Origin of the sequence: Roseomonas sp. KE2513 (assembly GCF_016107305.1) — a bacterium.
Classification (GTDB): domain Bacteria; phylum Pseudomonadota; class Alphaproteobacteria; order Acetobacterales; family Acetobacteraceae; genus Roseomonas.
In genome coordinates this window covers 21,405-35,588 of record NZ_RCVR01000022.1, presented here as the reverse complement: position 1 = coordinate 35,588, position 14,184 = coordinate 21,405, and the positions used below count along the sequence as shown (strand labels likewise).

The window sequence follows — 14,184 nt, the reverse complement described above, 5'->3', positions numbered from 1 at the left end:
CCGTCCCAAGCCGGCCCGCCCGGCGTGGTGCGGTGCAGGATCGTCGCATGAAAGCCACGGCGCAATTGCCGAAAAGACACAGTTGCCCCGCGGTCTCGCGGCTGCCCCTCCTGGTTCGTTCAAGCCGACGCGATCATCCAGGGCTTTGGTGCCGGGGGCGAATTCATCTCCGGGCGGAGCCGGCCTAAGGTGGGCGCGACCTGACCTCCGGGAGGAACGCACGCATGAACAGCCACCTTGTCCGCCGTCGCCAGTTGCTGGCGGGGGCCGCGGCGCTGCCCCTCGCGGCCGCACCCTTCGCAAATCAGGCGGGGGCGCAGGGAGCGCAGCGCTACGCCGCGCTGAGCATGTTCATCCCCGCCGCGCCCGGCGGTGGGTGGGACGGGCTGGGCCGCGCGATCGAGCAGGTGGCACGTCCGGCGGGCATGGTGGGCTCCATCCAGTTCGAGAACGTGGGCGGTGCCGGCGGCGCGGTGGGCCTGCCGCGCTTCGTGGCCCAGCGCCGCGGGCGCCCGGAGGCGCTGATGGTGGCCGGCGCCGTGATGGTCGGCGCCACGCTGACCAACAAGAGCCCGGTGACACTGAAGGATGTGCTGCCGGTCGCCCGGCTGACGGACGAGAGCGCGGCCATCGTCGTGCCCGCCAATTCCGACATCCGGGACATCAAGGGGCTGATGGACGCGCTGAAGGCTGGCCCCGGCGCCGTCGCGGTGGGCGGCGGCTCGGCGGGCGGCATTGACCACATCCTGCTCGGCCTGCTGATCAAGTCCGTGGGGCGCAGCGCGCGGGAGGCCTCCTACGTCGCCTTCGCCGGTGGCGGGCCGGCCCAGGCGGCGATCCTCGGCGGGCAGGTGAAGGCGGGCATCTCCGGCTATTCGGAGTTCGCCGAGCAGATCAAGTCCGGCCGGATGCGCGCGCTGGCGACGAGCGGCGAGACGCGGATCGACCCCAACGTGCCGACCCTGAAGGAGAGCGGGATCGACATCGTCGTCGGCAACTGGCGCGGCCTGTTCGCGCCGCCCGGCATCAATGCCGAGGCGCGGGCGAACCACGCGCGCTTCGCGGCCGAGCTGCACGCGCTGCCCGCCTGGAAGGAGCTGCTGCAGACGCGCGGCTGGGAGGACGCCTACATGGAGGGCCCGGCCTTCGAGGAGTTCCTGCGCAAGGACAGCGAGGCGACGCTCGCGGTGCTGAAGGAAATCGGGCTGGCCTGAGCGGCGGGCCGGGGGCGGCCCCCCCGGCTTCCACTCTCCCACGCCGCCGTGCCATTCAGGCGCCCCCTCTGAGGCCCGCAGTCCGGCGTGGCAGGGCCAGGAACGAACGCATGAACCAGCTATCCCACCGGGCAGGAACGGCAGCCGGGACGCCGCGGGCCGACCTCGTCGTCGGCCTCGGCGTCGTCGTGCTCGGCCTGCTCGTGCTCTACGCCGCCTGGGCGATCCCTGAATCGCCGCTCTATGCGCAGGTGGGGGCGAAGGCGGTCCCCTATCTCGTGGGCGCCATCCTCGTGGCGCTCGGCATCGGGCTCTCGGCCACCGCGGCCAAGGGCGGCTGGAGCCACGGGCTCGAGGAGGAGATGGCGGCACCGCCGACGAACTGGCGGGCGCTCGGCCTGCTGGGGGCGGGGCTCGTCGTGCAGCTCGCGCTTATCGACTGGCTCGGCTTCGTCATCGCGGCGACGATCCAGTACGTGCTCGTCTGCTCCGCCTTCGGGTCGAGACGGCCGTTGCGGGACCTCGTGATCGGAATCCTCGTGACGCTCGGCGCCTACATCGCTTTCGCGAAGCTGCTCGGCGTGAACATCGGCGCGGGCGTGCTGGAGGGAATCATCTGATGGACTCCGTCGCCGGCCTCGCCTTGGGCTTCGCCAACGCGCTGACGCCCATCAACCTCGGCTGGGCGCTGCTCGGCTGCTTCCTCGGCACCGCGATCGGCGTGCTGCCGGGCATCGGGCCCGCGCTGACCATCGCGCTGCTGCTGCCCGTCACCTTCAAGGTGGAGGCGACGGGCGCCTTCATTCTCTTCTGCGGTGTCTTCTACGGCGCGATGTACGGGGGATCGACGACCTCGATCCTGCTGAACACGCCCGGCGAATCCGGCTCGATCATCACCGCGCTGGAGGGCGCGAAGATGGCGCGCAACGGCCGCGCGGGACCGGCGCTGGTCACGGCCGCGGTGGGCTCCTTCGTGGCCGGCACGGTCGGCACGCTTGGCATCTCCTTCATTGGGCCGATCGTGGTGGATCTGGCGCTGAAGCTTGGGCCGGCGGAGTACTTCTCCCTCATGCTGCTCTGCTTCGTCACCGTCTCCGCGGTGCTGGGCGGCTCGGCGCTGCGCGGGCTCACCTCGCTCGCCTTCGGGCTGATGCTCGGCCTCGTGGGCATCGACCTGCAGACCGGCCAGCCGCGCCTCACCTTCGGCGTGCCGGAGCTGCTCGATGGGGTGAACGTCGTGCTCGTCGCCGTCGCGCTCTTCGCGGTGGGGGAGACGATGTATCTCGCCTGGCGCCACGTCGAGGGCGGGCAGGAGGTGCGCCAGGTCGGCAAGCTCTGGATGAGCGCCACCGACTGGCGGCGCAGCATCGGCCCCTGGATCCGCGGCTCCCTTCTCGGCTTTCCCTTCGGCGTGCTGCCCGCCGGCGGCACCGAGATGCCGACGATGCTGAGCTATTACGCCGAGCGGAAGATGGTTAAGCCGGAGTTTCGCGAGGAGTTCGGCACCACGGGCGCGATCGAGGGCGTGGCAGGGCCGGAAGCAGCGAACAACGCGGCCGCCGCCGGCATCCTCGTCCCGATGCTGACGCTGGGCCTGCCCACCTCGGCCACCGCCGCGATCATGCTCTCGGCCTTCCAATCCTACGGCATCCAGCCGGGGCCGATGCTGTTCACGCAGCAGCCGGTGCTCGTCTGGACGCTCATCGCCTCGCTCTACATCGCGAACGTCATGCTCGTGGTGCTGAACCTGCCGCTGGTCGGGCTCTGGGCGCGCATCCTGAAGATCCCGACGCCGCAGCTCTACGCGGGCATCCTCGTCTTCGCGACGATCGGCACCTACGGGATCAGCAATTCCGTGACCGATCTCGTGCTGCTCTACGGCATCGGCATCATCGCGATGTTCATGCGCCGCTTCGACTTCCCAACCGCGCCCGTGGTGATCGGCATGATCCTGGGCCCGATGGCGGAGCAGGCGCTGCGCCAGGCGCTGACGATCAGCCAGGGCGATTGGACGACCTTCCTGACACGGCCGATCTCGGCCACGATTCTCGTGTTGGCCGTTGTGGCGCTGGTGGGGCCGCGGCTCTGGGCATTCCGGCAGCGCCGGGCGGAGGGATAGGCGCTGGTAGCTCCTGAAGAGGGCTCTGCCCTCTCCAGACCGCCGGGTGAACGCGCAGCGTTCGTCCCGCGCCCGCCAAGGGCCTGAGGCCTTTGAATCCCCATCCTGCTTTCGCGGAACCTTCCTGTGAGTGCAGTCGCCTTGGATCAGTGATCCAAGGCGCACCGGCCGCAGGGCATCCCAAGCCGATAGAAAAAGATGATGGTGAGGAGCCTTGGGGAGAGGAAGAAGTCCTTCTTCCTCTCCCCGGAATCACCAGTTCTGCACTGCAGGACCTGCTCTCAGATCTCCGCCGCCGATAGCGCCCGGTCGAGGTAGTAGGCCGCGCTGATCAGCGCGAGATGCGTGAAGGCCTGCGGGAAGTTTCCGAGGTGCTCGCCGGCCGGTCCTAGTTCTTCCGCGTAGAGGCCGAGGTGGTTCGCGTAGCCGAGCATCTTCTCGAAGAGGAAGCGCGCGCGCTTGAGGTCTCCGGCGCGCGCGAGGCACTCGACGTACCAGAAGGAGCACATGTTGAAGCTGCCCTCGATCCCGTCGAGGCCGTCCACTGCCTCGTCCTCGTAGCGGCGCACGAGGCTGTCCACGACGAGGCGTTCCCCGACCGCGCGCAGGGTGGAGATCCAGCGCGGGTCGGTCGGGCTGATGAAGCGAACCAGCGGCATCAGCAGGCAGGAGGCGTCGAGCGCCGTGCCGCCCCGCGTCTGCACGAAAGCCCGCTGGTCGGCGTTCCAGAAGTTCTCGTGGATGTCGGCGTGGATGGTGTCCCGCGCCTCCGCCCAGCGGAGCAGTGGGGCGGGGAGGGAGCGCTTGCGGGCCAGGCGCAGCGCGCGGTCCAGCGCCACCCAGCACATCAGGCGGGAGTGCAGGAAGTGCTGCCGCCCGCCGCGCACCTCCCAGATGCCCTCGTCCGGCTGTTCCCAGTTCTCCGCCACCCAGTCCATGGAGCGGGTGATGCCCTTCCAGGCATCATGGGAGATCTGCTCGCCGTATTTGTCGGAGAGGTAGGCGGCATCCATCAGCTCCCCATAGATGTCGAGTTGGAGCTGGCCGGCGGCGCCGTTGCCAATGCGGACGGGGCGGCTGTCGAGATAGCCCGAGAGGTGCGGCAGCTCCTGCTCGTCGAGCTGCCGGTGCCCGTCGAAGCCGTACATGAGGTCGAGGTGCCCATCGTGGCCGGAGCTCGCGCCGCGGATGCCGAGCCAGCGCATGAAGGCGTTCGCCTCCGCGACATGGCCGAGGCGAAGGAAGGCGTAGACGGTGAAGGCCGCGTCGCGGATCCAAGTGTAGCGGTAATCCCAGTTCCTGACGCCGCCGATCGTCTCGGGCAGGCCGAAGGTGGGGGCTGCGATGATCGAGCCGTGCTCGCCCGAGGTCATCAGCTTCAGCACGAGGGCAGAGCGGTTCACCATGTCCCGCCAGCGCCCGCGATAGGTCGAGCGCGCCGTCCAGCCGCGCCAGTAGTCAGAGGTGGCCTTGAAGCAATCGGCCACCCCGCGCGGGTCGGCCGGGCGCGCGTTGCCGAGCGCCGCGTCTTCCAGCACGAAGGCCGCGGACTCGCCGGCCTGCAGCACGAAGTCCGCCGTGCCGTCCACGTTCTCGGCGAGAAGCGGCACGGTGGCGCGCAGGCGCAGCGCGATCCCGTCCGGCCCCTCGAAGACGAGGCTTCCTCCCTCCTCCCGCAGGCTGGGCAGGGCGCGGGCATAGTCGAAGCGCGGGGCGCAGCGCAGGCGGAAGCGGATGGACTGGCGCACGGCCTTGGCGCGGCGCACCAGGCGCTGCGTGCCGCCGATCACCATGAAGTCGGAGATCTCGGCCACGCCGTCATGCGAGAGGAAGCGCGTCAGCAGCACGTTGGTGTCGGGAAGGTAGAGCTGGCGGTGGTGCACCCCTTCGAGCACCGGCGCCAGCTCGAAGCGGCCGCCCTTCTCGTCGTCGAGGAGGGAGACGAAGACGCTCGGGCTGTCGAAATGCGGCCAGCAGAGGAAGTCCACCGCGCCGTCGAAGCCGACCAGGGCCGCCGTGCGAAGGTCGCCGACGATGCCGTGGTTCTCGATCGGCTCCCCCATCAGCCGTTGCCGACGAAGCCGGGATAGAGCGACATCCCGCCATCGACAAAGAGGGTGACGCCGGTGACGTAGTCCGCTTCGTCCGAGGCGAGCCAGGTGGCGGCGCGAGCCACGTCCTCGGGCTCGCCGATGCGGCCGTAGGGGATGAGGTGCAGTAGCTTCTCCAGTGCCTCGGGCGTGCCCCAGGCCTCCTTGTTGATGGGCGTGCGGATGGCGCCGGGCGCGATCGCGTTCACCCGCACGCGCTCGGGCGCCATCTCCTGGGCGAGGGTCTGCATCATCATCCGCACGCCGCCCTTGGCAGCCGCGTAGTTCACGTGCCCCGCCCAAGGGATGAGCTCGTGCACCGAGCTCATGCAGATGATGGAGCCGCGCGCCCCGCCTTGCCGCTCGGGCCCCGCCCGGAAGGCGCGGATCGCCTCACGGCAGCAGAGGAACTGGCCGGTGAGGTTGAGCGAAATGACGGCGTTCCAGTCGGCCAGCGTCATCTCCCCCACGGGCGCGTCCTTCTGGATACCAGAATTGGCCACCAGCACGTCGAGGCCCCCGAACTCGGCGACGGTGCGGTCCACCAGCCCTGTCACCTCCTCCTCCTTGGAGACGTCGGCCTTGAGGGCGACCGCCTTCCCGCCAGCCGCGCGGATCTCCTCCGCGAGACCCTCCGCCGCCTCCCCGTGGGAGTGGTAGTTCACCGCGACGGCCGCCCCCGCGGCGGCCAACCCACGTGCCACCGCAAAGCCGATCCCGGAGGAGGCCCCGGTCACCAGCGCCCGGCGCCCGGCCAGGAGGGGACGCGTCGCTCGGGCCTCGGATGCGCCTGACGTCATGGATCGGTCCTCGTCTCGCCGGATCGGCAGAGCGCGGAACGTGCCATCCCCCCCGGGAGTTGATTGTCGCAATGCAACCCGATGTTCCCGCGGCCTCGAGTCGCGGTCTTGAACAAGTGCCGAACGGGGACCTCCCGAAAAGGCGGCAAATCATGGATCTCGCCCGAGTCGCGCGAACGAATCGCTGACGACTGTTCTCAAGCGATAAACCACCAGACCTTGTGGTTGCCAGGTTCGGTGGACACAAGAAGGTTCGCTTTCTGTGCCGGATCGGTCCTCCGAGTCGCGTGCTCCTGCCGGCAATGTCGGACCTGCCCCGCGCAAGGCCGTGCTGGCATCGGGCCGCCGCCCGCGCTATCCGCCCGGCCATGTCCACCCTCCCGATCCGCCGCGCCCTCCTCTCGGTCTCCGACAAGACCGGGCTCGTGGAATTTGCGCGCACCCTGGCCGCGGGGGGGACGGAGATCCTCTCCACCGGCGGCACCGCCAAGGCCCTTCGCGAGGCGGGCCTACCCGTGGTCGAGCTTTCCGATCACACGGGCTTCCCGGAGATCCTGGACGGGCGGGTGAAGACCCTCGTCCCGGGCGTCCACGGCGGGCTGCTCTTCCGCCGCGATCTGCCCGAGCACGTGGCACAGGTCGAGAAGCACGGCATCGCCCCGATCGACCTTGTTTGCGTCAACCTCTACCCCTTCGAAGCCACGGTGGCGCGCGGCGCCTCCTACGAGGACTGCGTCGAGAACATCGACATCGGCGGCCCCGCCATGATCCGCAGCGCCGCCAAGAACCACGCCCATGTGGCCGTGCTGACCGAGCCCGAGCAGCTGACCGAGGTGGCGAAGGAGATCGCCGAGACCGGCGGCACCTCGCTCGCCACCCGCAAGCGCCTCGCCGCCGCCGCCTATGCCCGCACCGCCGCCTACGACGCCGCCATTTCCCGCTGGTTCGCGGCCGAGTTGGAGGAGAAGTTCCCCCAACGCCTCTCCGTGCCCGGCCTGCTGAAGCAGACGCTCCGCTACGGCGAGAACCCGCACCAGCGCGCGGCCTTCTACCTCGACGGCACCCACCGTCCGGGCATCGCGACGGCAGACCAGGTGCAGGGCAAGGAACTGTCCTACAACAACCTCAACGACACCGACGCCGCCTTCGAGGCCGTGGCGGAGTTCGACGCTCCGGCCATCGTCATCGTCAAGCACGCCAATCCCTGCGGCGTGGCGACTGCCGGCGACCTGAACGCCGCCTGGGATGCGGCGCTGCGCTGTGACCCTGTCTCGGCCTTCGGCGGCATTGTCGCCGCCAACCGCCCGCTCGACGCCGAGGCCGCGCGGCGCATCACCTCGATCTTCACCGAGGTGGTGATCGCCCCCGACGCCGACGACGAGGCGCGCGCGGTTTTCGCGACGAAGAAGAACCTCCGCCTGCTGCTCACCCGCGGCCTGCCCGACCCCTCCGCCCCCGGCACGGTCTTCCGCAGCGTCGGCGGCGGCTTCCTCGCGCAGTCCCGCGACGCGGGCCGCGTGGCCATGGCGGACCTCCGCGTGGTCACGAAGCGCGAGCCCACCGCGCAGGAGATGAACGACCTCGTTTTCGCCTTCCGCGTCTGCAAGCACGTGAAGTCGAACGCGATCGTCTACGCCAGGGGCGGCGCCACCGTCGGGATCGGCGCGGGGCAGATGAGCCGCGTGGACAGCGCCCGCATCGCCGCCTGGAAGAGCGCCGAGGCCGCCAAGGCCGCCGGGCTCGACGCGCCGCTCGCACAGGGCTCCGTCGTGGCGTCCGACGCCTTCTTCCCCTTCGCCGACGGCCTCCAGGCCGCTGCCGCGGCGGGCGCCACCGCGGTCATCCAGCCCGGCGGGTCGATGCGCGACAACGAGGTGATCGCGGCGGCTGATGAGGCGGGGTTGGCGATGGTGATGACGGGGATGCGGCACTTCCGGCACTGATCGGCCGTCGCCAGTGACCCCGGGAGAGGAAGAAAGAATTCTTCCTCTCCCCGGACCCCTCTCCATCATCTTCTTCTTCAGGTTTGGAGAATTTCCGCGGCAGGTGCGCCTCGGGTCCTAGACCCGAGGCGACTGCATGTTCAGGAAGGCACCACGACAGCCAGATGGGGATCCAAGGGCCTCAGGCCCTTGGCGGGAGAGGTCCGGAGAGGGCAGAGCCCTCTCCGGAGGCCACCTCACCCGGCCATCGCCCGGCTGCGCGCAATGATATTCGTCGTGGATCGCCCCGGCACGAGGTCGATCAGCGCCACGCGCCCGCCGCGCGCCCGCACCACCTCGCCGCCCACCACCTGGTCCTCCGTGTAGTCGGCGCCCTTGAACAGCACGTCCGGCCCCAGCCGGGTGATGAGATCGAGCGGCGTGTCCTCCGCGAAGGAGAGCACGAGGTCCACGGATTGCAGCGCGGCGATCACGGCCTGCCGGTCCTCCAGCGCGTTCACGGGCCGGCCCGGGCCCTTCAGGCGGGCCACGCTCTCGTCCGTGTTCAGCGCCACCACCAGCCGGTCGCATTTCGCGCGCGCGGCCTGCAGCATCGTCACGTGGCCGCGGTGGAGGATGTCGAAGCAGCCGTTGGTGAAGCCCACCTCCAGCCCGCGCCGCCGCCATCCCTCCACGACCGAGAGCGCCTGGCCGGCGGAGGCCACCACCTTGCCCGCGACCTCCGCGTCCTCGCCCGCATCGGCCTCGACGGCGGCGGCCAGCTCCGCGATGTCCAGCGTCGCGGTGCCGAGCTTGCCGACCACGACGCCCGCGGCCGCGTTGGCGATGCGCATGGCCCGCGGCAGGGCTTGGCCCGCGGCGACCGCCAGGGCGACGACGGCGATCACCGTGTCCCCGGCGCCGGAGACATCGAAGACCTCCCGGGCGTGGGCGGGCACGGCCTGCGCGCCGCCCCCGGCCTCCACCAGTAGCATCCCCTTCTCCGAGCGCGTGACGAGGATGGCACCCGCCTCCGCCTCCAGCATCAGGGCGCGGGCGGCCTCGGCCACCTCCTCGTCCGTCTCCACCGGCCGGCGCGCCGCCGCGCGCAGTTCGCGCAGGTTGGGCGTGAGCACGGTCGCGCCGCGGTAGAAGGCGAAGTCGTCGCGCTTGGGGTCCACCAGCACGGGCAGGCCGAGTTTGCGGGCCTCCGCTATCGCGTGACCCACCACCTCGGCCGAGAGAAGTCCCTTCGCGTAGTCCGAGATCACCAGCGCCCGGCAGCCGGGCAGCATCTCCGAGACGCGGGCGCGCGCCGCCGCCGCATCGGCCGCCGAGACGCCCTCCGTCACCTCCTCGTCCAGGCGCACCACGTGCTGGTGGCCGGCAATGATGCGGGTCTTCGCGATGGTCGGGCGCGCGGCCGAGCGCACGTTGGCGTCCACCAGGCCAGGGCTCGCCGCGATCAGGGAGGCGACCTCGCGCCCCGCCGCGTCCTCGCCCACCAGGCCCACCAGCACCGCCTCCCCGCCGAGGGAGACGATGTTGCGCGCCACGTTCCCCGCGCCGCCGAGCATGGCGCGGCTGTCCACCACCCGCACCACGGGCACGGGCGCCTCGGGCGAGATGCGGTCGATCCGGCCGTACTGGAACCGGTCCAGCATCACGTCGCCGAGGCAGAGGATCCGCTGCCCGCGAAAGTCGATCATCGGTCCCCTCTCCAACGGCGCCCGGACCCCTTAGCGGAGATCGGCCCGGCGCGGCAGGAGGTTCCCATCCGGCGCCGTTCGGCCGAGAACCCCGCCATGGATACAGGCACCGCCACCGACCGCCTCTCCCGGCTCGCCGCCAGCGCCACCCGCGCCGAGACGCCTCTCGGGGCCGGGCGCATGGTCTGGCACGAATGGGGCGCGGGGCCGCCGCTGGTCCTGCTGCACGGCGGCGCGGGCTCCTGGCGGCACTGGCTGCGCAACATCGAGCTCCTCGCCCGCCATCACCGCGTGCTGGCGCCGGACCTGCCGGGGCTCGGCGAATCCAGCCTTCCACCACTGGAGATCGATCTCTGGGGCTTGGCAGCCCTTGTTGCCGCCGGGATCTCGGCGCGTCTGGGGCCGGGCACGCCCTACGCCCTGGCCGGCTTCTCCTTCGGCGCGGTCATCGCCGGCCGTGTCGCGGCCCGCACGGGGGCGGAACTCACCTCCCTCATTCTTCTCGGCGCCGGCGCCCTCGGGCTGCCGCGCCAGCCCATCCCCCTCGTCTCGGTGCGCGAACGCAAAGGCGAGGACCGGGTGGCCGCGCACCGCGAGAACCTGGCCCGCCTGATGATCGCCGACCCCGCGCGGATCGACGCGGAAGCCCTCGCGGTGCAGGCCTGGAACAGCGATCACGCCCGCTTCCCCAGCCGCCGCGTCACCACCGCCACCAGCCTGCGCGACGCCCTGGACGCCGTGCGCACGCCCCTCTCCGTTATCTACGGGGAGCACGACGCTATCACCGTGCCGCACCTCGCCGACCGCATCGCCTTCTTCCGGGCGAGGGGGACCGAAGCGCTGGTGATCCCCGGCGCCGGGCACTGGGTGGCCTTCGAGGCGCCGGAGGCGGTGAACGCGGCGCTGCTCCAGGCAGCGGGGCGGTAGGGTTTTCTGAACTGGTGGCGCTGGCGACTCCGGGGGAGGAAGAAGGAATTCTTCCTCCCCCGGACCCCAACCATCATCTTCTTCTTCAGGTTTGAACGGTTCTGCGGCCGGTGCGCCTCGGGTCGTGGACCCGAGGCGACGGCACGCGCAAGAAGGGCACCGGGAAGGACCCGACCCTCCATCATCGTATCCGCGACAGCCAGACGGGGATCCAAGGGCCTCAGGCCCTTGGCGGGAGAGGTCCGGAGAGGGCAGAGCCCTCTCCGGGAGCCGCCCACGACGCTCCTAAGGCAGCCCCCGCGCCGTCGCCGCCGCCTGGCCCAGGTCCTCCACGAAGCGGTCGTACTCGCGCGCCTTGCTGGCGGGGTCGGGCAGCCGCAGCAGGTAGGAGGGGTGGACGGTCGGGTAGAAGGGCCGTCCCTCGGGATCGCGCAACAGGGAACCGCGGAGCTTCGTCACGGGCATGGCGCGGCCGGAGACGGCGCGCAGCGCGGTGGCACCGAGGGTGACGATCAGGCGCGGCTGCACGAAGCCGATCTCGCGCAGCAGGAAGGGGCGGTAGAAGGTGATGTCCCCGGCATCGGGCGACTGGTGCAGGCGCCGCTTGCCGGTGGGCGTGAACTTGAAGTGCTTCACGGCATTGGTGACGTAGGCCTCGCCGCGGCTGACGCCCGCCTCCTCCAGCGCCTTGTTCCAGAGGCGGCCGGCGGGGCCGACGAAGGGCTGCCCCTTCAGGTCCTCCTCGTCGCCGGGCTGCTCGCCGATGAACATCAGCAGGGGGTGCTGCGGGCCCTCGCCCATCACGGGCTGGGTCGCGTTGGCGACCCAGGGCGGCAGGTCGTTGCGCGCCAACAGGTCGCGGCGAAGGGCGGCCTGCGCCTCGGGGAAGTCCAGCGTTTCGGTGAGCAGATCGGCGGGCATGACGGCTTCAACGCCGGCGGGCGCCTCGGGCTGCGGGGCGCGGAGATGCGCGGGCAGGTGCACCGTGCGCTGACGGCGCTCGGCGGGTGGGGTGGCGCCGCGCGCGACCATCTCGGCGACGCGCTTCGGGGCCTCGGCCATCAGCCGAGGGATGTCCTGCGCTTCCGGCAGGTTGCGCCAGTACTTCTTCGGCATCTCCGCGCGCATGGCGTCGGGCTTGAGCCGGGCCGGGTTGAAGATGGAGGCGAAATAGGCGCGCCAGAGACCCTCGGCCGCGTCCTCGGCGGGGGCGTCGGCGCGGCGGGCGCCGGGGCCGAAGGCCACCTCCTGCCCATCCCAGTGGGCGGAGAGCTCGGGCGTCAGGATGGACCAGCGCAGCATGGCGAAGCGGCGGACGAAGAAGCCGGCCTCGGCGCGCAGGATGTGGTGCTCGGGCTCGAACCAGGCGACGAAGCGGCTGTCGGGCGCGGGGGCGATGACCGGCGGGGCCTCCGGAAGCGGCTCCGCTTCACCGGCCTCCTCCAGCCGGCCGAGGTCGCGCAGCGCGAGCGCCACGCTGCGGGCATTGCGGGCGGGCGCGGGATCGTTCGGCACCGCGATGGGCGACGGGGGTGGCAGCGGGGCCGCGGGCGCGCCGTCCTCCACCCGCACCTCCCGGAAGCGGAGGAAGGCGTGCATCTTGTGGGCATCGCGCCGCACGGCCCGGGCCATGGCATTGGCGCGGGCGACGGCGGGGTCGGCGGCGTCGTCCAGCAGCCCGCGCTCCCGCTGCAGGCGGTGGAGCAGTCCGTGCAGCAGGGTGAAGCGCGCGGGGTCGCGGTGGCGGCAGACGAGGCGCGCCAGTTCCGGGAAGTCACGAGGCGCGCGGGGCTGCAGGGCATCGGCGGGCGGCGCGGGCGGGGCACCGCCGCCGAAGAGCGGCACGGGGTCGCCCTCCACCAGCCAGTCCACCTCCTCGGGTGGGATGCCCGCCATGACGAGGCCGCGCGCGGCCTCGCGCCAGCCGTCAAAGTCATCGGGGGCGGCGAGGCGGAGGCTATACATGGGCGAAGAGGGGAAGCTGGACCGGGCGGGCGAGGAGCCCCGCCGGTAGGATGGCGTTGCGCTCCGCCAGCCCGTCACGCGGCAGCACCAGGGTGCGGAGATCGGCGCGGTCGAGCAGCCCGCCGCGCGGGTGGTGGTCCAGCGCCGTGATGAAGGGCGCGACCTTGCGCAGGCTGACGCGGAGCCGCGCGAGATCGGCCATGCGGAAGGAGCGCACGCGGCGGGCCGCGATGATGCGGTCCACCGTCTTGGCACCGAGACCGGGCACGCGGAGCAGCATCTCCCGATCCGCGCGGTTCACGTCCACCGGGAAGGCGGCGCGGTGCTTGAGGGCCCAGGCGAGCTTCGGGTCCACCTCCAGGTCCAGCATCCCGCCCTCGCCGCCCGCCATCACCTCGGGGGCGGTGAAGCCGTAGAAGCGCAGCAGCCAGTCCGCCTGATACAGCCGGTGCTCCCGCACGAGCGGCGGCGCGGCCGGGGGAAGGGCCGCCGCGGCGTCCGGGATGGGGGAATAGGCTGAGAAATAGACGCGCTTGAGCCGGTACGAACCGTAGAGATTGGAGCTGACATCGAGGATGGTCGCGTCCGTCGAGGCATCGGCGCCCACGATCATCTGCGTGGACTGGCCGGCCGGGGCGAAGCGCGGCGCGGCGGCGCGGCGGCCGCCCGCAAGGGCCACGCGCGTGACCGACGCCTCCGCCCGGGCCTCCTTCGCCTCGTCGATGCGGGTGCGGAGCCCGGCCATGGCGACGCGGATCTGCCCGGCGTCCTTCTCCGGCGCCAGCGCCTTCAGGCTGGCGGGCTGGGGCAGTTCCACGTTGATGGAAAGCCGGTCGGCGTGCCGCCCGGCCTCGGCCAGCAGGGCGGGGTCGGCGTCGGGGATGGTCTTGAGGTGGATGTAGCCCTTGAAGCCGTGCGTCTCGCGCAGCTCCCGCGCCACCCGCACCAGCTGCTCCATCGTGTAGTCGGGGGAGCGGATGATGCCGGAGGAGAGGAACAGGCCCTCGATGTAGTTGCGGCGGTAGAAGTCGAGCGTCAGCTCCACGATCTCGCGCACCGAGAAGCGAGCGCGGCGCACGTTGGAGGAGGCGCGATTGATGCAGTAGGCGCAGTCGAAGACGCAGGCATTCGTCAGCAGCACCTTCAGCAGCGAGATGCAGCGTCCATCCGGCGCGTAGGCGTGGCAGATCCCCATGCCCTCGGTGCTGCCAAGCCCGCCCTCACGACTATCGCGCTTCTCGGTGCCGGAGGAGGCGCAAGAAGCGTCGTATTTCGCGGCATCGGCGAGGATCTCGAGCTTCTCGCGCAACTCCATGCGGCGTCCTTCGGGCTGGTGCCAGGATATGGCCCCAGCCCGTCCAGCGACAAGCACGAAGAGTGAACAAATGGGAGCGAAAGAGTTGGATTCACGCGGCTTGGCAGGCCTGCCCGCCCGTTT

Annotated in this window: 10 protein-coding genes; 5 read left to right on the top strand and 5 right to left on the bottom strand. The window is 71.2% G+C overall.

Annotation, left to right across the window (positions count from 1 at the left end):
- The first annotated feature begins 224 nt into the window (after nt 1-224).
- From D9599_RS19975 to D9599_RS19965, 3 genes are all read left to right on the top strand, one after another.
- Nucleotides 225-1,214 (top strand): tripartite tricarboxylate transporter substrate binding protein, encoded by a 990-nt coding sequence (locus tag D9599_RS19975; RefSeq protein WP_198383049.1) that lies wholly within the window; start codon nt 225-227, stop codon nt 1,212-1,214.
- 110 nt (nt 1,215-1,324) lie between these two features.
- Nucleotides 1,325-1,834: a tripartite tricarboxylate transporter TctB family protein gene (locus tag D9599_RS19970; protein ID WP_198383048.1), complete on the top strand. Its 510-nt coding sequence runs from the start codon at nt 1,325-1,327 to the stop codon at nt 1,832-1,834.
- A complete protein-coding gene (locus D9599_RS19965) occupies nt 1,834-3,333 on the top strand; it encodes a tripartite tricarboxylate transporter permease (RefSeq protein WP_198383047.1) in 1,500 nt (499 codons plus the stop codon). Before D9599_RS19970 ends, D9599_RS19965 begins: the two co-directional genes overlap by 1 nt.
- Before the next feature lie 281 nt (nt 3,334-3,614).
- Here D9599_RS19965 and D9599_RS19960 read toward each other — a convergent pair whose 3' ends face one another.
- Both D9599_RS19960 and D9599_RS19955 read right to left on the bottom strand, forming a co-directional pair.
- Nucleotides 3,615-5,396: a glycoside hydrolase family 15 protein gene (locus D9599_RS19960; RefSeq protein WP_232480707.1), complete on the bottom strand. Its 1,782-nt coding sequence runs from the start codon at nt 5,394-5,396 to the stop codon at nt 3,615-3,617.
- A complete protein-coding gene (locus D9599_RS19955; RefSeq protein ID WP_198383046.1) occupies nt 5,396-6,223 on the bottom strand; it encodes an SDR family oxidoreductase in 828 nt (275 codons plus the stop codon). The genes D9599_RS19960 and D9599_RS19955 overlap by 1 nt, the downstream gene beginning before the upstream one ends.
- Before the next feature lie 368 nt (nt 6,224-6,591).
- Here D9599_RS19955 and purH point away from each other — a divergent pair, with 368 nt between their 5' ends.
- Nucleotides 6,592-8,166, top strand: coding sequence for a bifunctional phosphoribosylaminoimidazolecarboxamide formyltransferase/IMP cyclohydrolase (purH, locus tag D9599_RS19950; RefSeq protein ID WP_232480706.1), 1,575 nt, complete (start codon nt 6,592-6,594; stop codon nt 8,164-8,166).
- Nucleotides 8,167-8,402: 236 nt separating this feature from the next.
- Here the strand turns inward: purH and rfaE1 are convergent, their stop codons facing one another.
- Entirely contained in the window at nt 8,403-9,851 is a 1,449-nt protein-coding gene (gene rfaE1 / locus D9599_RS19945) for a D-glycero-beta-D-manno-heptose-7-phosphate kinase (RefSeq protein ID WP_375373060.1), read from the bottom strand.
- A 99-nt stretch (nt 9,852-9,950) separates the two neighbouring features.
- Here rfaE1 and D9599_RS19940 point away from each other — a divergent pair, with 99 nt between their 5' ends.
- Nucleotides 9,951-10,781 carry an alpha/beta fold hydrolase gene (locus tag D9599_RS19940; protein WP_198383044.1) on the top strand — a complete coding sequence of 277 codons (831 nt, stop codon included), beginning with the start codon at nt 9,951-9,953 and terminating at the stop codon, nt 10,779-10,781.
- A gap of 285 nt (nt 10,782-11,066) precedes the next feature.
- Here D9599_RS19940 and D9599_RS19935 read toward each other — a convergent pair whose 3' ends face one another.
- Both D9599_RS19935 and D9599_RS19930 read right to left on the bottom strand, forming a co-directional pair.
- Nucleotides 11,067-12,746 (bottom strand): UdgX family uracil-DNA binding protein, encoded by a 1,680-nt coding sequence (locus D9599_RS19935; protein WP_232480705.1) that lies wholly within the window; start codon nt 12,744-12,746, stop codon nt 11,067-11,069.
- Nucleotides 12,739-14,061, bottom strand: a complete 1,323-nt coding sequence (locus tag D9599_RS19930; RefSeq protein WP_198383043.1) for a putative DNA modification/repair radical SAM protein — start codon at nt 14,059-14,061, stop codon at nt 12,739-12,741. The genes D9599_RS19935 and D9599_RS19930 overlap by 8 nt, the downstream gene beginning before the upstream one ends.
- Nucleotides 14,062-14,184: the final 123 nt, after the last annotated feature.

What these genes read in the sequence shown, in the direction of transcription:
- D9599_RS19975 (WP_198383049.1), top strand. Translation starts at nt 225, where the DNA reads ATGAACAGCCACCTTGTCCGCCGTCGCCAGTTGCTGGCGGGGGCCGCG.
- D9599_RS19970 (WP_198383048.1), top strand. Translation starts at nt 1,325, where the DNA reads ATGAACCAGCTATCCCACCGGGCAGGAACGGCAGCCGGGACGCCGCGG.
- D9599_RS19965 (WP_198383047.1), top strand. Translation starts at nt 1,834, where the DNA reads ATGGACTCCGTCGCCGGCCTCGCCTTGGGCTTCGCCAACGCGCTGACG.
- D9599_RS19960 (WP_232480707.1), bottom strand. Translation starts at nt 5,396, where the DNA reads ATGGGGGAGCCGATCGAGAACCACGGCATCGTCGGCGACCTTCGCACG.
- D9599_RS19955 (WP_198383046.1), bottom strand. Translation starts at nt 6,223, where the DNA reads ATGACGTCAGGCGCATCCGAGGCCCGAGCGACGCGTCCCCTCCTGGCC.
- purH (WP_232480706.1), top strand. Translation starts at nt 6,592, where the DNA reads ATGTCCACCCTCCCGATCCGCCGCGCCCTCCTCTCGGTCTCCGACAAG.
- D9599_RS19940 (WP_198383044.1), top strand. Translation starts at nt 9,951, where the DNA reads ATGGATACAGGCACCGCCACCGACCGCCTCTCCCGGCTCGCCGCCAGC.
- D9599_RS19935 (WP_232480705.1), bottom strand. Translation starts at nt 12,746, where the DNA reads ATGTATAGCCTCCGCCTCGCCGCCCCCGATGACTTTGACGGCTGGCGC.
- D9599_RS19930 (WP_198383043.1), bottom strand. Translation starts at nt 14,061, where the DNA reads ATGGAGTTGCGCGAGAAGCTCGAGATCCTCGCCGATGCCGCGAAATAC.